Annotated in this window: 20 protein-coding genes; all 20 read left to right on the top strand. The window is 36.0% G+C overall.

What is annotated here, in order from left to right; translation table 11 throughout:
* Positions 1-19: 19 nt before the first annotated feature.
* The 20 genes from fliQ to U9M49_RS02760 all read left to right on the top strand — a co-directional run bounded on the left by fliQ (position 20) and on the right by U9M49_RS02760 (position 19,105).
* Entirely contained in the window at positions 20-289 is a 270-nt protein-coding gene (gene fliQ / locus U9M49_RS02665; RefSeq protein ID WP_095369517.1) for a flagellar biosynthesis protein FliQ, read from the top strand.
* A gap of 7 nt (positions 290-296) precedes the next feature.
* Positions 297-1,073, top strand: a complete 777-nt coding sequence (gene fliR / locus U9M49_RS02670) for a flagellar biosynthetic protein FliR (protein ID WP_322909234.1) — start codon at positions 297-299, stop codon at positions 1,071-1,073.
* Between the two features lie 4 nt (positions 1,074-1,077).
* Positions 1,078-2,163 (top strand): flagellar biosynthesis protein FlhB, encoded by a 1,086-nt coding sequence (gene flhB, locus U9M49_RS02675; RefSeq protein WP_095369515.1) that lies wholly within the window; start codon positions 1,078-1,080, stop codon positions 2,161-2,163.
* Between the two features lie 73 nt (positions 2,164-2,236).
* Complete coding sequence (gene flhA, locus U9M49_RS02680) at positions 2,237-4,270, top strand: flagellar biosynthesis protein FlhA (RefSeq protein ID WP_095369514.1); 2,034 nt, start codon at positions 2,237-2,239, stop codon at positions 4,268-4,270.
* Complete coding sequence (flhF, locus tag U9M49_RS02685; protein ID WP_307314403.1) at positions 4,270-5,400, top strand: flagellar biosynthesis protein FlhF; 1,131 nt, start codon at positions 4,270-4,272, stop codon at positions 5,398-5,400. Before flhA ends, flhF begins: the two co-directional genes overlap by 1 nt.
* Positions 5,393-6,265 carry a MinD/ParA family protein gene (locus tag U9M49_RS02690; protein ID WP_322909235.1) on the top strand — a complete coding sequence of 291 codons (873 nt, stop codon included), beginning with the start codon at positions 5,393-5,395 and terminating at the stop codon, positions 6,263-6,265. The genes flhF and U9M49_RS02690 overlap by 8 nt, the downstream gene beginning before the upstream one ends.
* Positions 6,265-7,350 (top strand): protein-glutamate methylesterase/protein-glutamine glutaminase, encoded by a 1,086-nt coding sequence (locus tag U9M49_RS02695; protein ID WP_307314400.1) that lies wholly within the window; start codon positions 6,265-6,267, stop codon positions 7,348-7,350. The genes U9M49_RS02690 and U9M49_RS02695 overlap by 1 nt, the downstream gene beginning before the upstream one ends.
* Before the next feature lie 15 nt (positions 7,351-7,365).
* Entirely contained in the window at positions 7,366-9,369 is a 2,004-nt protein-coding gene (locus tag U9M49_RS02700; protein WP_322909236.1) for a chemotaxis protein CheA, read from the top strand.
* 21 nt (positions 9,370-9,390) lie between these two features.
* Positions 9,391-9,843 (top strand): chemotaxis protein CheW, encoded by a 453-nt coding sequence (locus U9M49_RS02705; RefSeq protein WP_095369510.1) that lies wholly within the window; start codon positions 9,391-9,393, stop codon positions 9,841-9,843.
* A complete protein-coding gene (locus U9M49_RS02710; protein WP_095369509.1) occupies positions 9,843-10,478 on the top strand; it encodes a chemotaxis protein CheC in 636 nt (211 codons plus the stop codon). Before U9M49_RS02705 ends, U9M49_RS02710 begins: the two co-directional genes overlap by 1 nt.
* A 5-nt stretch (positions 10,479-10,483) precedes the next feature.
* On the top strand, positions 10,484-10,978 hold the full coding sequence (locus tag U9M49_RS02715; RefSeq protein WP_180316976.1) for a chemotaxis protein CheD: 495 nt from the start codon (positions 10,484-10,486) through the stop codon (positions 10,976-10,978).
* A 59-nt stretch (positions 10,979-11,037) separates the two neighbouring features.
* Positions 11,038-11,790: a FliA/WhiG family RNA polymerase sigma factor gene (locus U9M49_RS02720; RefSeq protein ID WP_289433539.1), complete on the top strand. Its 753-nt coding sequence runs from the start codon at positions 11,038-11,040 to the stop codon at positions 11,788-11,790.
* 24 nt (positions 11,791-11,814) lie between these two features.
* Positions 11,815-13,152, top strand: a complete 1,338-nt coding sequence (locus tag U9M49_RS02725) for a FapA family protein (RefSeq protein WP_322909237.1) — start codon at positions 11,815-11,817, stop codon at positions 13,150-13,152.
* A gap of 45 nt (positions 13,153-13,197) precedes the next feature.
* Positions 13,198-13,698: a hypothetical protein gene (locus U9M49_RS02730; RefSeq protein ID WP_095369505.1), complete on the top strand. Its 501-nt coding sequence runs from the start codon at positions 13,198-13,200 to the stop codon at positions 13,696-13,698.
* A gap of 154 nt (positions 13,699-13,852) precedes the next feature.
* Positions 13,853-14,554, top strand: coding sequence for a 30S ribosomal protein S2 (rpsB, locus tag U9M49_RS02735; protein WP_095369504.1), 702 nt, complete (start codon positions 13,853-13,855; stop codon positions 14,552-14,554).
* Positions 14,555-14,758: 204 nt separating this feature from the next.
* Positions 14,759-15,640 carry a translation elongation factor Ts gene (tsf, locus tag U9M49_RS02740; protein ID WP_095369503.1) on the top strand — a complete coding sequence of 294 codons (882 nt, stop codon included), beginning with the start codon at positions 14,759-14,761 and terminating at the stop codon, positions 15,638-15,640.
* 122 nt (positions 15,641-15,762) lie between these two features.
* Positions 15,763-16,488 carry a UMP kinase gene (gene pyrH / locus U9M49_RS02745; RefSeq protein ID WP_095369502.1) on the top strand — a complete coding sequence of 242 codons (726 nt, stop codon included), beginning with the start codon at positions 15,763-15,765 and terminating at the stop codon, positions 16,486-16,488.
* Positions 16,489-17,046: a ribosome recycling factor gene (gene frr / locus U9M49_RS02750; protein WP_095369501.1), complete on the top strand. Its 558-nt coding sequence runs from the start codon at positions 16,489-16,491 to the stop codon at positions 17,044-17,046.
* A 464-nt stretch (positions 17,047-17,510) separates the two neighbouring features.
* Positions 17,511-18,287 (top strand): isoprenyl transferase, encoded by a 777-nt coding sequence (locus U9M49_RS02755; RefSeq protein ID WP_095369500.1) that lies wholly within the window; start codon positions 17,511-17,513, stop codon positions 18,285-18,287.
* A gap of 17 nt (positions 18,288-18,304) precedes the next feature.
* Positions 18,305-19,105: a phosphatidate cytidylyltransferase gene (locus U9M49_RS02760; RefSeq protein WP_095369499.1), complete on the top strand. Its 801-nt coding sequence runs from the start codon at positions 18,305-18,307 to the stop codon at positions 19,103-19,105.
* Positions 19,106-19,183 lie beyond the last annotated feature (78 nt).

The raw sequence follows: 19,183 nt of genomic DNA on the forward strand, positions 1-19,183 counted from the left end.
GTAAGGGAATGTTAGAGAAATGACTTCGGAAACCGTAATTTCAATCGCCGAGCAGGGGATAATGGCAGTACTAATTGTATGCGGACCATTATTATTACTAGCTTTAGTGGTCGGCTTAATTGTGAGTATCTTTCAAGCAACAACACAAATTCAAGAACAGACGCTAGCATTTGTGCCAAAGATTGTCGCTGTGTTAGTTGGTATAGTCGTCTTTGGACCATGGATGTTAAATTATATGGTTAGCTATACGAGTGATATTCTTTCTAATTTAACAAGGTATATAGGTTAAAGTTATTATGCAAGAATTATTCAACTATTTTCCAAGTTTCCTATTAGTATTTGTAAGAATTACCTCATTTTTTGTGATGATGCCGATTTTTTCATATAGGAATGTTCCTAATACAATGAAAATAGGGCTTTGCTTTTTTATTGCATGGATTATGGTATTTACACTCGATTTACCATTACTTGAAATAGACAATATGTATATTTTTCTCATTCTTAAAGAAGCATTGGTTGGTTTGTTTATCGGCTTTCTTGCTTATTTATTATTATCGGCGATTCAAACTGCAGGTGGTTTTATCGACTTTCAAATGGGTTTTGCTCTAGCGAATGTCATTGATCCACAAACTGGTGCACAAAGTCCGCTAACGGGTCAATTTTTATACATTATCTCACTCCTATTTCTATTATCGGTCAATGGTCATCATTTATTATTAGACGGAATCTTCTATAGTTATCAATATGTCCCACTTGATCAACCGTGGATTGCGTTTGGAAATGCTAATATGGCTGAATATATGGTGAAAGCTTTTAGTAGAATGTTTGTTATTGCCTTTCAAATGGCTATTCCCGTTGTCAGCTGTTTATTTCTTGTTGATGTGGCATTAGGGATTCTCGCTCGAACGTTCCCTCAGCTAAATGTTTTTGTAGTCGGGTTACCGTTGAAAATTGGTGTAAGCTTCATCATCTTATTTATTATGATGGGTGTGATGATGTTAGTTGTTTCAAAACTGTTTGAAGAAATGTTGTATTTCTTACGAGGCTTGATGAACTTGATGGGAGGGGCATAAAAAAATGTTTCTCACACTCGATTTACAGCTTTTTGCTGGAGAAAAGACAGAGAAAGCAACACCGAAAAAGAAACAAGATAATCGTAAGAAGGGGCAAGTTGCAAAAAGCCAAGATGTAAATACTGCTATTATGTTACTAGCTGTTTTTACGTTCTTTTTCTTTGCCGCAGATTTTCTGCAAACTTCCATCATCACAATGCTTGAGCATTCTTTTAATGAATATTTATTACTTGATGTAACGGAAGCATCTGTTTTTAAGATTTTATTGGACATCTTAAAAGAACTAATTATGATTGTAGGTCCAATTATGGTAGTGGCCCTTATCGCAGGAATCATTGCTAATTATATACAAGTTGGCGTGTTATTTACGACAAAACCAGTTGAACCGAAGCTTGAGAAGTTAGACCCGATTAAAGGCTTTAAGAGAATTTTTTCTCTCCGTGCTATCGTTGAAATGTTAAAATCGATTCTTAAAATTAGTATCATTGGCGTCGTTGTTTTTTCGATTTTGTGGTTAAGAATTGACGAGATTCTCATTCTCTCACAAAAAACAATTGGGGCTGCAATGAAAACAGTCATTGATTTAACCATCCAAATGGGGATATTTGCTTCCTTAGCGTTATTGGTTCTAGCAATATTAGATTATTTATACCAAAAATATGATTATGAAAAGAATTTACGAATGTCAAAGCAAGATATAAAAGATGAACATAAAAGTTCGGAGGGAGACCCTTTAATTAAATCTAAAATTAAGCAAAGGCAGAGGGAGATGGCGACAAGAAGAATGATGCAAGAAGTGCCAAAAGCAGATGTCATCATTACCAACCCCACTCACTATGCTATCTGTTTGAAATATGATGAGTCGAAAGCAGACGCACCAATTCTTACAGCTAAAGGGGTAGACCATGTCGCACAGAAAATAAAATTAATCGCTAATGAACATAAAGTAATCATGGTAGAGAATAGACCGCTTGCTAGAGGTCTTTATGATCAAGTTGATATTGGCGAGAGTATACCTGAAGAGTTTTTTAAAGCGGTTGCTGAAGTTTTAGCTTATGTATATAAAGTGAAAAACCAATTGGAGAAATGATAACTATTAAAAATAACCATCTATCAAAAGATGGAGAGATAGATTGTTTTATATATCGTTAGGAGAGAATCAGATGGCTGTAAAAGATTTATCGGTGTTGTTGAGCGTTATTCTAATTGTTGCTATGCTCATCATTCCTTTTCCCCATTGGCTATTAAGTATTTTAATTATCATTAATATGGCGCTCGCACTTATGGTTTTACTCATGGCCATGAGTATGAAGGAAGCACTGGAATTTTCTATATTTCCATCGCTTGTTCTTTTAATGACTTTATTTCGCATCGGGTTGAATGTCTCTACGATGCGTGCCATCCTTTCCGAAGGTGATGCGGGAAAAGTTGTTGAAACGTTTGGTTCCTTTGTTACTGGAGGTAACGTAATCGTCGGTTTAGTTGTGTTCATCATTCTCGTAATCGTTCAGTTTATTGTTATTACAAAAGGGACTGAGCGTGTATCTGAGGTTGCAGCAAGATTTACTTTGGATGCAATGCCTGGAAAGCAAATGAGTATTGATGCAGATTTAAATGCTGGGATGATCTCTGAACAAGATGCTAGAAATCGTCGTGAAAAAATCGGGCGGGAAGCAGATTTCTATGGAGCGATGGATGGTGCGAGTAAATTTGTAAAAGGCGATGCCATTGCGTCTATTATTATTACATTAATTAATCTAATCGTTGGAATAATCATTGGTGTCACGCAATTAGGTTTACCAATAGGAGAAGCTGCCACTCATTTTTCTATGTTAACAATTGGTGATGGGTTAGTGAGCCAAATACCAGCTCTTCTAATGTCTACTGCTACTGGTTTAGTTGTCACTAGATCAGCTTCAGAGGGGAATATTGGATCGGATATAACTGGGCAATTATTTTCATATCCTAAAATGCTCTATATTGCCGGCGCGACTATTCTTTTCTTAGGTGTGTTTACACCGATTGGCTTGTTATTAACACTTCCTATCGCAGGTTTGTTAATAGCAGGCGGGTATTTTATTTCTAAAACACCAGCACCTGACAAAGAGCAATTACAAGAAATTGAAGAAGAAGTGCAAACAGATGAAATGAAAAGCCCTGAGAGTGTGATTAATCTATTAAATGTGGATCCGATAGAATTTGAATTTGGCTACGGGCTTATCCCATTAGCAGATGGGAATCAAGGTGGCGATTTACTTGATCGAATCGTTATGATTAGAAGGCAATTAGCCATAGAGTTAGGAATTATCATCCCTGTCGTTCGCATTAGAGATAATATTCAATTACAACCTAATGAGTATCGACTCAAAATAAAAGGGAATGTTATGGCCAAAGGGGAGCTTTTGTTAGATCATTATCTAGCCATGAGTCCAGGTGTCGAGGAAGATTCTATTGAAGGAATTGATACAATCGAACCCTCATTTGGTTTACCAGCTAAATGGATTAATGAAGACACGAAAGAGCAAGCTGAAATTTACGGTTATACCGTTGTTGATCCCCCCTCAGTTGTGTCCACTCATTTAACTGAAGTGATCAAAAATAATGCTCATGAGTTAATAGGTCGTCAAGAAACGAAGCAATTAATCGATCATTTACAATCAAGTTATCCTATTTTGGTGGAAGAAGTCACACCGACGCCTTTAACAACGGGAGATATTCAAAAAGTGCTGGCGAAATTACTTAGAGAAAACATCTCTATTAAGAATCTACCAGTGATATTTGAAAGTTTAGCAGATACTGTTAGATCGACAACTGATACAGATTTATTAACGGAGTATGTTCGTCAAGCACTTGCTAGACAAATCACCGATCAATTTCATGATGAAGGTGAATCGTTAAAAGTGATTACTTTATCTGGAAAAGTAGAAAAGATTATTGCTGATGGGATTCAACAAACAGAACAGGGGCGTTTTTTATCGGTAGATCCGACACAAACACAAACGATTTTAGAGTCTCTGGCAAACCAAATCGAACAAAGCTCTATGTTGAATCATACACCAGTGGTCTTATGTTCACCTGCTGTTCGTTTATATGTAAGACAATTGACGGAAAGGTATTTTCCTCAAGTGCCTATTCTCTCTTACAATGAGATAGAAGCTAATGCAGAAGTACAAAGCGTTGGAGTGGTGAATCTATAATGAAAGTGAAAAAATTTACTGTTAATACAATGGCAGAAGGATTAGAGAAAATACGTAAAGATTTAGGACCAGATGCCATGATTTTACAAACGAAAAAAACTAAAAAAGCAACGGGATTTCTCGGTCTCTTTAAAAAGGAGCAACTAGAGATTATGGCAGGTGTCGACCCTGAGGCAAAGCAGCAGAAATCTGATCAACCACCAGCCTTTCAAACGCAGACTTCTTCAAGTGAGTTAGAGAATATGCAACAAATTATTACGCAGTTGAATGAAGTGAAAGGGCTAATGAAAGAAAAGCGAAACAATTTACATAGGCAAACTGAAACCGTGCCAACAGATGTTAAAACAATGATTGAACGATTACACAATATGGAATTGCCAGCATTTCTTATCAATGAGATGACAGACCATCTATTATCGAGATGGTATAAAGAATCAGAGCAATTACGTGATAGCAAGGTGACAGAATGGATAGAAGAATATCTGACTAGTAAACTAGAAGGTATTTCATTTGGCGGTATTACTTTTAACAATAAATTAATTAAACTGGTAGGTCCAACAGGGGTTGGGAAAACAACTACCATTGCTAAACTGGCTGCTGAAGCGGTATTAAAACATAAGAAACAGGTAGCATTTATTACAACTGATACGTATCGTATTGCTGCTATTGAGCAATTAAGGACATATGCTGATATTTTCCATGCACCTCTAGAGGTTTGCTATTCTGCCGAAGATTATCAGCAGGCAGTAGAAAAGTTTGCTCATTACGATGTGATATTTATAGATACAGCAGGAAGGAATTATCGTCTCGAGGAAAATATAAAGGAGCTTTCCTCTGTAACAAAAGCCACTGATTTTCCGACTGAGACGTTCCTGGTGCTGTCACTTACTGCAAAAGTAGAAGATATGAAAGAGATATATGAGCAATTTACCAGAATGGACATTGACCGTTTCCTATTTACTAAAATAGATGAAACGAGCAACCTTAATGCAGTAGGAGAAATGGTGCTTCGTTTTCAAAAAGGGATTGCTTATATGACAAATGGACAAGAAGTACCCGAAGACTTGAAAGAGATGACAAAGGAAAAATTTTTGAATATCGTTCTCAAAAAGGATTCGGCTTATGTATGATCAAGCAGCTAAACTACGTGATCATTTAAGCAATAATCAACCCTTTATCGATCAAGAAGGTCGTGTCATCTCTGTGATTAGTGGTAAAGGGGGCGTGGGGAAGTCAAATATATCCTTGAATCTTTCCATTTTATTGAAAGAGCAACAGAAGAAAGTCTTGTTAATTGACATGGATATAGGTATGGGGAATCAAGATATTCTAATCGGTCGTTCTTTTCCATTTACTTTAGCTGATTATTTTCATGAAAAGCGCTCATTCAATGAGTTAATAGAAAAGGGGCCATTAGGTATTGATATGATTGCCGGTGGTTCAGGACTCTCAAATATATTGCAACTGGATAAACAAAAGGTGGATAACTTCCTTGATGATTTAAGTGTCGTTTTAAGGACATATGATTTCATCATTTTAGATATGGGAGCAGGGATGAGTTTGGAAGCTGTTTCATTTATTTCATCTTTTAAAGAAGTGATTGTTGTTACAACACCAGAGCCTCCAGCTATAATGGATGCTTATGGTGCGATAAAACAAATTGCCCGAAATCAGTCGGATATTCAATTTTCAATGATTATGAATCGCGTCGATGACATACAGCAAGCTGGTGAAGCATACGAGCGTATTTCGGCAGTAGTAAAGAAGTTCTTACAATTGGAAATTGTATATTTAGGATGTGTGTTTGAAGATAAAAAAGTGAAAAAAGCCGTTCAACACCAAGTCCCTTTTGTCCAATTGGATCGACAGGGACAAGCTGCTAAACAATTAGCACTCATTACTTCTCAATTATTAAATGAAATAGAAAGAATGGAACAAGGAAGCGGTACTTCTTTTATCCAGCGTTTAAAACATTTGCTTTTAAGTAGGAGGTGATGGGTGTGAATAAGATAAAGGTAGTTGTAATTGATGACTCAGCATTTATGAGAAAGCTAATTACCGATTTTTTATCTGGAGATCCACTAATAGAAGTAATAGGTGTAGCGAGAAATGGTGAAGAGGGCGTACGTGAAGTGATTCAAAAACAGCCTGATGTCGTTACACTAGATATTGAAATGCCAATTATGAATGGACTTGAGGCGCTGCAAAAAATAATGGCAAATAAACCTCTACCAGTTATCATGTTATCTAGTGCCGCGAAAGTAAGTACAGATCATACGATACTAGCATTTAAATATGGCGCATTTGATTTTATAGAAAAGCCATCGGGTCCGATTTCCTTAGATTTATATAAAATCAAACATGATTTAATAGAAAAAGTGAAAATAGCACGACAAACAAACATGAAATCGTTAATTAGTCCTATAAAACAACCTCACAAAAACATAAAAACATCTGCCGATTATAGTAATATAGAACTAAAGGGTGAGCATTTAGTATTAAAAGAGAAAAAACCTTTACTCGTTACAATTGCTGCATCAACAGGAGGGCCACGAGCCATTCAATCTATTTTACAAAGTTTTCCGCAGGATATAAATGCAACAATGCTGATTGTCCAACATATGCCACCGTATTTCACCCATTCTTTAGCAAACCGATTGAATCAAATGACTCATATTACGGTGAAAGAAGTAGAAGATGGAGAAAAGTTGGAGAAAGGTGTTGCTTATATTGCTAAAGGCGGCTTACATTTTACTATAAATCAAAAAGGCAGTTTTCTTTTCGCTCATTTATTACCACCGGAGAAAAAAGTGGGGCATTGTCCATCTGCTGATATGCTGTTTGCTTCATTTAGTGAATTGCAGGGCTATAGACAAGTAGCTGTCGTATTGACCGGAATGGGCGTAGATGGAAAAAAGGGAGCACAAAAGTTAAAAGAGAAAACGAAAACAACCATTATTGCCGAATCGAAAGAAACAGCCATCGTTTACGGGATGCCAAAAGCGATAGTTGATAATGGATTAGCTGATGAAGTAGTAGAGTTACAAAATGTCTCATCTACAATCTTGAAGTATGTTTAATGGAGGTGTCCTTAGATGGAAATGAACCAATATTTAGATCTTTTTATTGAAGAAAGTAAAGAACATCTACAAAATTGTAATGATTTGCTGCTTAAATTAGAGCAAAGTCCAGAGGATTTATTCATTGTTAATGAAATTTTTCGCTCTGCTCATACTTTAAAAGGCATGTCAGCTACGATGGAGTTTAATGATTTAGCCCAATTAACTCACCAAATGGAGAACGTGTTAGATCTTATTCGTAATGAGAAACTAGCTGTATCTTCACAAGTACTTGATGTATTATTTTTAGCAGCTGATTACTTAGAAGAAATGGTAGAATCTATTGCCAGTGGAGGCAATGGACAATTGAATGTAGAGACTGTAGTGAAACAATTGCAGAGCTTGGATGGCAAAGAACAGCTTGAGAATGTAAATGCACCGGAAACTATGCAATTTGGGAAGCTGACCTATGATGATTATGAATGGACTGTATTAAGTCAATCAAAAGGTACCGATTATCACCCCTATGAAGTGACGGTGCAATTACATAAAGATTGTTTATTAAAAGCAGTTCGAGTATTTATGGTTTTTGAAACACTAGAGAAAAATGGAGAAATCATTAAATCGCACCCTCAGGCAACTGCTCTTGAAGAGGAACAATTTGACTTTGAGTTTACAGTAACTATTCTCTCCTCTAACACAAAAAAAGAGATTGAAATGGAGCTGTTGAAAATATCTGAAATCGACGCTGTCGAAATCATAGCGATAGATTTGTCTCAGGCAAGTGAAGAAGCGGCGGTAGCTGTAGAACAAGTGGTATTGCCTACAGAAAAAGAGGTTGAAGTAGCACAGCAACAGACTTCATCATTCAAACAGCAGAGCAAACATGCAACGAAAACGATTAGGGTAAACATAGAACGACTAGATATCTTGATGAATTTATTTGAGGAATTGGTGATAGATAGAGGACGTCTACTACAAATTTCTCAAGATTTAGACCATCAAGGGTTACAAGAAACCGTTGAACATATGTCTCGTATTTCCGGAGATTTGCAAAATATAATTCTCAATATGAGGATGGTTCCAATTGATACAGTCTTCAATCGTTTTCCTAAAATGGTAAGACAACTAGCGAAAGATTTACATAAGTCTGTCAACCTAGAGATTATTGGTGCCCAAACGGAATTAGATCGAACAGTCATTGATGAGATTGGTGATCCACTCGTTCATTTGATTAGAAATGCAATGGACCATGGAATTGAAAAGCCCGAAGAGCGTTTAGCGAAAGGTAAGTCACAACAAGGAACAATTATCTTGAAGGCTTATCATAGTGGAAATCATATTTTCATAGAAATAACGGATGATGGGGCAGGAATAAATAAGGACAATGTGTGTCGAAAAGCCATTTCCAAAGGGATTATTAAAGAAGAAGAGATCGCTTCTATGGAAGATCAAGATATTTATCAGCTTATTTTTTCATCAGGCTTTTCTACAGCTAAGGAAATTTCCGATGTTTCGGGCAGAGGCGTCGGTTTAGATGTTGTTAAAAGTACAATTGAATCATTAGGTGGATATGTTACGATTCAGTCTAATGAAGGAAACGGCTCAACCTTCTCCATTCAATTACCTTTAACCCTTTCAATTATTTCCGCTATGTTAGTAGAAGTAGAAAATGAAAAGTATGCTATTCCTTTATCCTCCATTATTGAAACAGCAATTATAAAAAAAGCTGACATTATGAAAACACATAATCAGCAAGTAATCGATTTTAGAGGTAAAGTCGTTCCGCTCGTTTCTTTACAATCTATTTTTGAAGTGAATGATGAAAGTGAAGAAACACCAGAGACGCTTTCAGTTGTTATCGTTCGAAAAGGAGAAAAGCTGGCTGCATTAATCGTGAGTTCTTTTATCGGGCAACAAGAGATTGTACTAAAATCATTAGGTGATTATTTAACGAATGTTTTTGCCATATCGGGTGCGACAATATTAGGCGATGGACAAGTAGCGCTAATTATTGATTGTAATGAGTTGATAAAATAATAGGAAGATGGTGATTGGACTGTGGAAAATAACCAACATACTGTTCAATTAATTGTATTTCAGCTTGGTGATAAAGAATATGGGGTACCTGTTGCAGATGTACTCTCAATAGAAAAAATAGAACATATTACGAGAGTGCCAGGAACAGAGAAGTATATTAAAGGTGTCATTAATCTGCGTGGTGTTATATTGCCAATTGTCGATTTACGCACGAGATTTAATTTACCCGAACACCCCTATTCCGAACATACTAGAATTATTATTACGAAAAAAGGTGAAAAGGAAGTGGGGTTAATTGTCGATGCAGCTAATGATGTGATAGATGTTGCAACATCACAATTAGAGCCCCCGCCTGAAGTGGTAGGAACAGAGTCGTTTGATTATATAAAAGCTGTCGCCAAAATGAATCAACAAATTCTTATTTTGATTGACTTAGCTAAAGTATTAAATATAGAGGAGAATGTAGAAGTTTAATGGCTGATTCTTATTCTATTAATAATCGACACCATCTCCCAAAATTTATAGATATGTTAAAAGAAGTAGCAAATATTGGTGCAGGTAATGCAGCAACAGCACTTTCTTCTTTGCTGGATAAAAAAGTAAATATGCGTGTTCCCTCGGTTCACATCTATACCTATCAAGAGGTAGTCGAGGCGAACGGTAATGACGAGAATGTAACGGTTGGGGGTCTGTCGCAAGTATCAGGCTCTCTTTCAAGCCAACTATTATTATTAATGTCTTATCAAAATGTAGAACGGTGGATAGCAAACTTGCTACAAAGCCAAAATGAAATGTTTAGTAGTCTATACGATCACATGGAACAATCAGCATTAGCGGAATTAATGAATATGTTAACAGGCGCCTACGCTTCAGCACTTGGGGATTTTTTTGAAGAACCACTCTTTTGTTCACTTCCTGCTATAAGTATTGATATGTCAGCTGCATTAATCAGTGATGCTTGTATTACACAATCATACGACTATGATGAGTTATTAGTTATTCAAACGAGTATGGAGATTGTTGAAGAATCGAAAGAAGAGCTTTGTCACTTATTGATCTTCCTCGATAATCACTCGTTATCTGAAATCTTAAAGAAATGTGACGGATAAATATAATGAATACAAGTGAAGTCGTGAAAGTTGGGATAGCTGACTGTCATATTGTTCAGGCACCTCAGTTAATTAGGACGTCAGGTTTAGGTTCTTGCGTAGGTGTCGTACTTTATGATCAAAAAAAGAAAATAGCAGGATTGGTTCATATAATGCTCCCTGACTCATCCTTAGCAAAATCAAAGGTATTTAACCCCGCTAAGTTTGCTGATTCAGGAATTAAGCATTTGTATGATGAGTTAATTAAAAGTGGTGCGCATCGTATTTCCATCATGGCTAAGTATGCAGGTGGGGCACATATGTTTAAATTTTCATCCGGTCAAGATGTGATCCGTATTGGCGAAAGAAATATAGCCACTACAGAACGAATATTAAAAAACTTGCAAGTTGAAGTGACAGGTAAGGATGTAGGTGGTCACTGTGGACGAACGATAGAGTTCAATCCAGAGAATGGCAAGATGATGGTTAAGACGGTTAATCAAGGAGTGACATATATATAAATATTTGTTAGAGGAGGTGAGTATCTGGTTTAAATCATGTATTTAACCAGATTCAATCAATGCTACAAGTTTCAGAAGAGAAAGCTTGGGATGAGTGGGTATGTTCACGAAATCAAGACGCGGGTAATTTTCTCGTTAAAAGATATATGCCACTTGTGAGTTATCATGTTCAAAGGATTGCAGCAGGTCTCCCTAAAAACGTGTCAAGGGATGAATTAAAAAGTCTTGGCATGATGGGTTTATTTGATGCACTAGAAAAATACGACCCCAATCGTGACCTTAAATTTGATACGTATGCATCCTTCAGAGTTAGGGGTGCCATCTTAGATGGTTTAAGAAAAGAAGACTGGCTATCTAGAAGCACGAGAGAAAGAACAAAAAAAGTGGAAGCGGCGATTGAAAGATTAGAGCAGGCCTATATGCGTAATGTCACAGTTGAAGAAATTGCTCTTGAGGTACAATTATCAACTAAGGAAGTATATGCTACTCTAAATGAACAATACATGGCCAACTTATTATCTATTGATGAAAAACCGAGTGACTATGATTATGATGATTATTCATTTGTTCTTCAAGATGAGAGAGCTATTTTACCAGAAAAACAGCTTGTTAAAAATGAATTAATTGAAGAATTAACATCACAAATTAAGCAATTAAACGAAAAGGAACAATTAGTGGTTAGTTTATTTTATAAAGAAGAACTGACATTAACCGAAATTGGTGAAGTTTTACAGCTTTCTACATCTAGGATTTCACAAATTCATTCAAAGGCAATTCAAAAGTTAAAGAAAACATTAGAAAAAATCGTCTAATGTTCTTTGAAGGAGGGTTTTTCTATGGTAGGAGGGCATATCATTTCTGTATCACCTGATAGGTTAACTGCTTTGTTACATCTACAGGCAAGTGAGATACAAGATGATAATATTAAACAAGTAATAGAAAAAAGTATTCGTAAAGCGAATATTACATACGGACTTGACCATGCGCTAATCGCGAAAATAGTTGAAGACCCTCTAGCCTACACTTCCCCAATCGAAATTGCAAAAGGCGAGAAACCAATCGCTGGAAGAGATGCTTATTTAGTAAAGGAAAAGTTAAATATGCATAGTGAGAAGCGAGAGAAGCTTAATGACATACATGAGCATATGGTCACAGTAGCAAATGGAGAGGTGATCGCAACTATTTTTCCAGCTACACCTGGAACGGACGGAATTGATGTTCATGGACAAAGGGTTAACAGCATGAATGGAAAAGAATTACACATCACTCCAGGGGAAAATGTGATCTTACATCATGAGCAATATTATTCTTTAATTGATGGTGAAGTCTTACTGTCAAAAAACAGCTTGTCTGTGTTGCCGATACAACTGATAGATGGTGATTATCATCCAGGAAAAGGTATAATGAAATTTGATGGTAACGTGGTTGTGAAAGGGAATGTCTTAACAGGAAGCCATATAGTGGCAACAGGTAATATAAGGGTAGAAGGAACAGTTGAAAACGCAAATTTAGAGGCACAAGGCTATATTTATATTGAAGGTGGAGTCCTCGGAAATCAATATGGTAAAATTCAGGCTCAAGGTAGTATAAGAGCCCATTTTTTAAATCAAGCAGTAGTAGAATCTGAAAGTAATATATATATAGAGCGTTCAATCCTTCATAGTGTAGTGTTTGCCAAGGAACATATTTATGCTAATAATGCATCTGTCATCGGGGGGCATTTATCAACATATGGTGAAATGATTGTCAAAGATATTGGCAATCACCATTTTACATATACTGAAATTGAATTAAAAGATGAGGATTATTCACTACAAGAAAAGTTAGGGGAAATCTCGAACAAACTTGCTGATTTAAATATCGTAAAACAAAAGTTAGTTTCTATTGAGTCTAAATTGCAGGAGGATCAACAGGGACATCCGTTGGCATTAAAACATAAAAAGACTAAGAAGCATATCGAGCAAGAAATCTTAAATCTAACGAAAAAGAAACAAGAGATAGAAAGTCACCACACTTTTCAAAAGGATAAGCTAGCTATCAAAATTCTTGGAGATCTATACCCTCAAACAAAGATAAAAAAAGGTAAGTACGCCAAGCTTTTTAAAAAGCCGAATGCGCATATTACCATTCATTTTGATAAATCAGAATTTATTGTATTACCTATTGAAAATTAAAAAGTAGAGAGTCACTAATAGTTGACAAAAAAGAAGGGATAAATAATGATTGTTTTCTTCCTTATCATTAGTCTCATATTGAATATACTCGCAATCACTGCGATTCTTCTCCTTTATTTACGGCAAAATCGTTTTGTTTCTTTAGAAAAAGAACAAAAAAATAATATAGAACAAATGGATCAATTATTAGCGATATACATAACGGAAATGCGTGAAGAGAACGAAGCTTTTTTGAAGCAGGTCCAGCAAAGAAATATATTATCTCCAGTAAATGACGAATCTAACGTACAAAATGAGCCAAATCCACAAGAGTTGAATAAACGCTATCGGACAACAACAGCTAAAAAGAAGGCTGCATCTATTTATCAAGCTAATCAAGCCAATAAGGATACTCATATTGACCGTCAAAAAGAAAAGAATGAAGCGACTACCCATTCTTCTATTCAGGACCTTTATCATCAAGGGCACTCCGTCGATGAAATTGCAAAACGCATGAATAAAGGAAAAAAAGAGGTAGAACTTTTATTGAAATTTTCTAAGGAATGATGATAAGTCTTGCTTACTTACTGGAGTTATGCTATATTATAAAACGGTGTTAATACACACGCTTATTGATTTAACTAGTTGGTGCTGTCAATACAGTTTCTAGTTAAAGATGATATGAGCGGAGGAAAATAAAAACCATTAGGAGGAAACATCCATGTCAGTAATTTCTATGAAGCAATTGCTTGAAGCTGGTGTACATTTCGGACACCAAACTCGCCGTTGGAACCCAAAAATGAAAAAATACATTTTCACTGAGCGTAACGGCATCTACATTATCGACCTTCAAAAAACAGTTAAGAAGGTAGAAGAAGCTTATAATTTCGTTAAAGAACTAGCTGGTGAAGGCGGAACAGTTCTTTTCGTTGGTACTAAAAAACAAGCGCAAGATTCTGTTAAAGAAGAAGCAATTCGTTCTGGTATGTACTATGTAAACCAACGTTGGTTAGGTGGTACATTAACAAACTTTGAAACAATCCAAAAGCGTATTGCACGTCTTAAAGATATCGAAAGAATGTCTGAAGATGGCACTTTTGAAGTACTTCCTAAAAAAGAAGTTGTTCAATTAAGAAAAGAGCAAGAACGTTTAGAAAAATTCTTGGGCGGAATCAAAGATATGAAAGCTCTTCCTGATGCTTTATTCATCATTGATCCTCGTAAAGAGCGCATTGCAGTTGCAGAAGCGCATAAATTAAACATTCCAATCGTTGGTATTGTTGATACGAACTGTGATCCAGATGAAATCGATGTAGTAATCCCTGCAAACGACGATGCAATTCGTGCCGTTAAACTTTTAACTGGTAAAATGGCGGATGCAATTTTAGAAGCTAAACAAGGTGAAGAAGTAACGACTGCATAATTGCTATGAAATGCGTTATTTTTGAAAAGGTGATAATAGGGAGCACCCTTTATCACCTTTTTTTAAAAAGAATGACGTATTTGTTGCCTGCAAATCAAAAGAACGATTGGCATACGCAATATTTGGAAAAGATAATGTAATAATAAAAAATCATGCTGAATGTTCATATACGACATTTACATATTCAATAAGGAGGATTCCATAATGGCAATCACTGCACAAATGGTAAAAGAATTACGTGAAAAAACAGGTGCTGGAATGATGGATTGTAAAAAAGCACTTCAAGAAGTAGACGGAGATATGGAAAAAGCAATTGACTTTCTTCGTGAGAAAGGTATTGCAAAAGCTGCGAAGAAAGGCGATCGTATCGCTGCTGAAGGCTTAACTTCTATTAAAGTAGAAGGAAATGAAGCTGTTATTCTTGAAGTAAATGCTGAAACAGACTTCGTTGCTAAAAACGAAGGTTTCCAAACACTTGTAAAAGAATTAGGAGAGCACTTGTTAAGTGTAAAACCTGCGTCAGTTGAAGAAGCACTTCAAGGATCTATGACAAATGGTAACACAGTTGAGTCTCATATCAATACAGCTATTTCTAAAATTGGAGAAAAACTATCATTACGCCGTTTTGAAGTTAAAACAAAAACAGATAACGATGCTTTTGGCGCATACCTACACATGGGTGGACGTATTGGTGTACTTACAGTACTTGAAGGTACAACTGATGAAGAAGCAGCAAAAGACGTATCTATGCATATTGCAGCATTAAACCCTAAATATATCTCTCGTGATGAAGTTTCACAAGAAGAAGTTGAACATGAGCGTCAAGTTCTTACTCAACAAGCGCTTAACGAAGGTAAACCAGAAAAAATCGTTGAGAAAATGGTTGAAGGTCGCTTAGGTAAATATTTCGAAGAAGTTTGTGTAAACGATCAATCATTTGTTAAAAACCCAGATGAAAAAGTTGGGAAATTTGTTGCTTCTAAAGGCGGTAAAATTAGCGAATTCGTACGTTATGAAGTAGGAGAAGGTATCGAAAAACGCGAAGATAACTTTGCAGAAGAAGTAATGAGCCAAGTGAAAAAATAATAAATCTACCATAGTAGATGAATTTGTGGGGAACACTGTGTGTTCCCTGTTTGTTAGAATAAATGTAATTTGAAATTTTAAGCAAAAGCTTTTTTTGCTTACTATTCATTATGGAGGTTCTTATGAGCGACCCTAAATATAAAAGAGTTGTTTTAAAATTAAGTGGTGAAGCATTGGCTGGAGAACAAGGTTTCGGCATTAATCCATCAGTAATTAAGTCAGTCGCACAGCAAGTGAAAGACTTAGCTGAGCTAGATGTTGAAGTAGCTGTCGTTGTTGGTGGCGGAAATATTTGGCGTGGTAAGATTGGTGAAGAGATGGGTATGGAACGTGCTAATGCAGATTATATGGGAATGCTTGCAACGGTAATGAACTCCTTAGCACTTCAAGATAGTTTAGAACAACTTGGGATTGAAACAAGAGTACAAACTTCAATTGAAATGAGACAAGTTGCTGAGCCATATATCCGTAGAAAAGCCATTCGTCACTTGGAAAAGAAAAGGGTCGTTATTTTCGCTGCAGGCACAGGAAACCCTTATTTCTCTACAGATACAACAGCTGCACTAAGAGCGGCAGAAATTGATGCTGAAGTTATATTAATGGCAAAAAATAATGTTGACGGTGTATACTCTGCTGATCCACGAATCGATAAAAATGCAAAAAAATACGATGAATTATCCTATTTAGATGTCATTAAAGAGGGATTAGCAGTCATGGATTCAACGGCATCATCACTTTGCATGGATAATAATATTCCACTGATTGTCTTTTCTATTATGGAAAAAGGAAATATCAATCGCGCTGTATTAGGCGAGCCAATCGGTACAATCGTAAGGGGGAAAAACTAAATGCCAAAAAATATCATAGCTAATGTAAAAGAACGTATGACAAAAGCAACACAATCTTACTCACGCGAATTAGCCGGTATCAGAGCTGGGAAAGCTAACTCTTCTATATTAGATAGAATAACAGTAGATTACTATGGTGCACCAACACCTATTAACCAATTAGCTGGTGTTTCTGTACCAGAAGCACGTTTATTAGTCATTCAACCCTATGATAAATCTATATTAGGTGACATTGAAAAGGCAATCTTGAAATCAGATTTAGGACTTACTCCAACAAGCGATGGAAACCTTATTCGTTTATCCATTCCACAACTAACTGAAGAGCGCCGTAAGGAACTTGTAAAAGTTGTGAAAAAAGAGGCGGAAGAAGCAAAAGTAGGCATCCGTAATATTAGAAGAGACGGTAATGATGATCTGAAAAAACTAGAAAAAAATGGAGAAATCACTGAGGATGATCAACGTGGTTACTCAGATGATATCCAAAAAGCAACAGATGAGTTCATTAAGAAAATTGATGAGCTTACAAAAGATAAAGAAAAAGAAATTTTAGAAGTATAATCTTATTTACATTATATAGGACATACTTTTTCGATTGTAGGCGAAGCCCTCTATGATAAATAGGGGGCTTTTTCTATAATGGACCGATTCTAAAACTTCGTGTTTTATGAATGAAGTGAAAAAGGCAGTAGCGTAGAAGAAAATGGAACTATTTTCTTTACTGATAGAATTTGTTGGCAGATAAACCAAAACGGCAATCCTTGAAATCGAACTCTTAATTTTAATTAATATCTTAAAAAAATATCTTATTGCATCGTTTTGTGGTAATCTTTAAAATGAGGAGCACAATTGGAGGAAAGTTATTGATGTGCTTACTTATTCTGCCTATAATGAATATATCTGAAATGGCAAAAGCGTCACTCGTTTAATCATCGAAGTAGTATGAACGGAAAAGGGTGCTTATCCATTAAATACATGGCATTACTTATTTAATGGTAAATCAGCCGATTAAAAGGAGTATTCAAATGTTCGATAAAATGAAACTTTGGAAAAATAATAATGACTCAATAGATCTTCAAGATAGAATAGATAATATTAAAGCACAGCCAATTCCAGAGCATGTAGCTATCATCATGGATGGTAATGGTCGCTGGGCTAAAAAAAGAACGTTGCCACGTGTTGCAGGTCATCATGAAGGGGCAAAAGTCGTTAGAAAAATCACACGATTCGCCAATCAACTGGGTGTTAAAACGTTAACATTATACGCCTTCTCTACTGAGAATTGGAAAAGGCCGAAAATGGAAGTCGATTTCCTTATGAAGTTGCCATCTGAATTTCTGCAAACGTTTTTACCCGAATTAATTGAAGAGAATGTTCAAGTGAAAATGATAGGAAATAAATCTATTTTACCGGCAGCGACATTAAAAGCGATTGACGAAGCGATCCAATCTACTGCTCATAATGATGGGTTAGTGTTAAATTTCGCTATGAACTACGGGAGTCGAGCGGAAATTATTGAGGCAGTTAAAAACGTCTTAATTGATGCGCAAAGTGGTATAATAGATGATGAAAAGTTAACAGAAGAAGTTTTTTCATCATACTTAATGACAAATGAGTTGACCGATCCAGACCTACTGATACGAACGAGTGGGGAAATTCGTTTAAGTAATTTTATGCTATGGCAACTAGCTTATGCTGAGTTTTGGTTTACAGATGTTTTATGGCCAGACTTTGGGGAAGAACATTTTGTTGAAGCAGTTGAAGTATTCCAAAAGCGTCAAAGGCGTTTTGGAGGAGTTTAATAAAGGTGTTGAAATGAATGAAAGAAAGAGTAATCACAGCAATCATTTTTGGAGCAGTTCTCTTGCCACTAGTATTTATTGGTGGGTGGCCATTGATGCTCCTTGCCTATTTTTTTGCAACAGTAGGCTTATACGAACTATTAAGAATGAAAGGGTTTAATCTATTTTCCCTTCCAGGACTCATATCTACGTTTATATTATGGATGATCATGATTCCTACAGAATTTTATTTTGCTTGGTTAATACGAGCAGGAGTTGGAAAGACAGATATTTTAGTACTTGGTGTACTTCTTTTGCTTACATATACAGTATTAACAAAGAATCGTGTTACATATGATGATATTGCCTTTATGCTCATTTCTACTATCTATATAGGTTTTGGTTTTCATTACTTTCTAGAAACGAGAGCGATGGAGAATGGTCTTATTTGGATCTTTTTTAGCCTATTTATTATATGGGCTTCTGATTCAGGTGCGTATTTCTTTGGAAAGGCATTTGGAAAAAGAAAGCTATGGCCAGATATTAGTCCTAATAAAACAATAGAGGGTAGTGTTGGCGGTGTTATTTCATCTGTTGTTGTTGCTTGTTTGTTTTTGATTTTTACAGATATTAGTGAACCCGCTATTCTCATTATTCTTATGACCTGTCTATTAGCTGTCTTTGGACAAGTTGGCGACTTGGCAGAATCAGCATTTAAAAGACATTACGGGGTAAAAGATTCGGGTAGAATATTACCTGGTCATGGTGGGATCCTTGACCGTTTCGATAGCTTGTTATTTGTTTGGCCATTTATGTATATTATCTTATCTATCATGTAATAAAAGACAGGGTAGAGAAACGATTATATAGAGACGCCGTTTTTAGCGGGGAAAGTGTAATCATACTATATGATATGT

Origin of the sequence: Cytobacillus sp. OWB-43, assembly GCF_034651445.1 — a bacterium.
Classification (GTDB): domain Bacteria; phylum Bacillota; class Bacilli; order Bacillales; family Cytobacillaceae; genus Cytobacillus; species Cytobacillus kochii.

What these genes read in the sequence shown, in the direction of transcription:
- U9M49_RS02690 (WP_322909235.1), top strand. Translation starts at nt 5,393, where the DNA reads ATGTATGATCAAGCAGCTAAACTACGTGATCATTTAAGCAATAATCAA.
- rpsB (WP_095369504.1), top strand. Translation starts at nt 13,853, where the DNA reads ATGTCAGTAATTTCTATGAAGCAATTGCTTGAAGCTGGTGTACATTTC.
- U9M49_RS02760 (WP_095369499.1), top strand. Translation starts at nt 18,305, where the DNA reads ATGAAAGAAAGAGTAATCACAGCAATCATTTTTGGAGCAGTTCTCTTG.
- U9M49_RS02755 (WP_095369500.1), top strand. Translation starts at nt 17,511, where the DNA reads ATGTTCGATAAAATGAAACTTTGGAAAAATAATAATGACTCAATAGAT.
- flhF (WP_307314403.1), top strand. Translation starts at nt 4,270, where the DNA reads ATGAAAGTGAAAAAATTTACTGTTAATACAATGGCAGAAGGATTAGAG.
- pyrH (WP_095369502.1), top strand. Translation starts at nt 15,763, where the DNA reads ATGAGCGACCCTAAATATAAAAGAGTTGTTTTAAAATTAAGTGGTGAA.
- fliR (WP_322909234.1), top strand. Translation starts at nt 297, where the DNA reads ATGCAAGAATTATTCAACTATTTTCCAAGTTTCCTATTAGTATTTGTA.
- U9M49_RS02715 (WP_180316976.1), top strand. Translation starts at nt 10,484, where the DNA reads ATGAATACAAGTGAAGTCGTGAAAGTTGGGATAGCTGACTGTCATATT.
- U9M49_RS02700 (WP_322909236.1), top strand. Translation starts at nt 7,366, where the DNA reads ATGGAAATGAACCAATATTTAGATCTTTTTATTGAAGAAAGTAAAGAA.
- tsf (WP_095369503.1), top strand. Translation starts at nt 14,759, where the DNA reads ATGGCAATCACTGCACAAATGGTAAAAGAATTACGTGAAAAAACAGGT.
- U9M49_RS02695 (WP_307314400.1), top strand. Translation starts at nt 6,265, where the DNA reads ATGGGTGTGAATAAGATAAAGGTAGTTGTAATTGATGACTCAGCATTT.
- U9M49_RS02710 (WP_095369509.1), top strand. Translation starts at nt 9,843, where the DNA reads ATGGCTGATTCTTATTCTATTAATAATCGACACCATCTCCCAAAATTT.
- U9M49_RS02730 (WP_095369505.1), top strand. Translation starts at nt 13,198, where the DNA reads ATGATTGTTTTCTTCCTTATCATTAGTCTCATATTGAATATACTCGCA.
- flhA (WP_095369514.1), top strand. Translation starts at nt 2,237, where the DNA reads ATGGCTGTAAAAGATTTATCGGTGTTGTTGAGCGTTATTCTAATTGTT.
- fliQ (WP_095369517.1), top strand. Translation starts at nt 20, where the DNA reads ATGACTTCGGAAACCGTAATTTCAATCGCCGAGCAGGGGATAATGGCA.
- frr (WP_095369501.1), top strand. Translation starts at nt 16,489, where the DNA reads ATGCCAAAAAATATCATAGCTAATGTAAAAGAACGTATGACAAAAGCA.
- U9M49_RS02725 (WP_322909237.1), top strand. Translation starts at nt 11,815, where the DNA reads ATGGTAGGAGGGCATATCATTTCTGTATCACCTGATAGGTTAACTGCT.
- U9M49_RS02720 (WP_289433539.1), top strand. Translation starts at nt 11,038, where the DNA reads ATGCTACAAGTTTCAGAAGAGAAAGCTTGGGATGAGTGGGTATGTTCA.
- flhB (WP_095369515.1), top strand. Translation starts at nt 1,078, where the DNA reads ATGTTTCTCACACTCGATTTACAGCTTTTTGCTGGAGAAAAGACAGAG.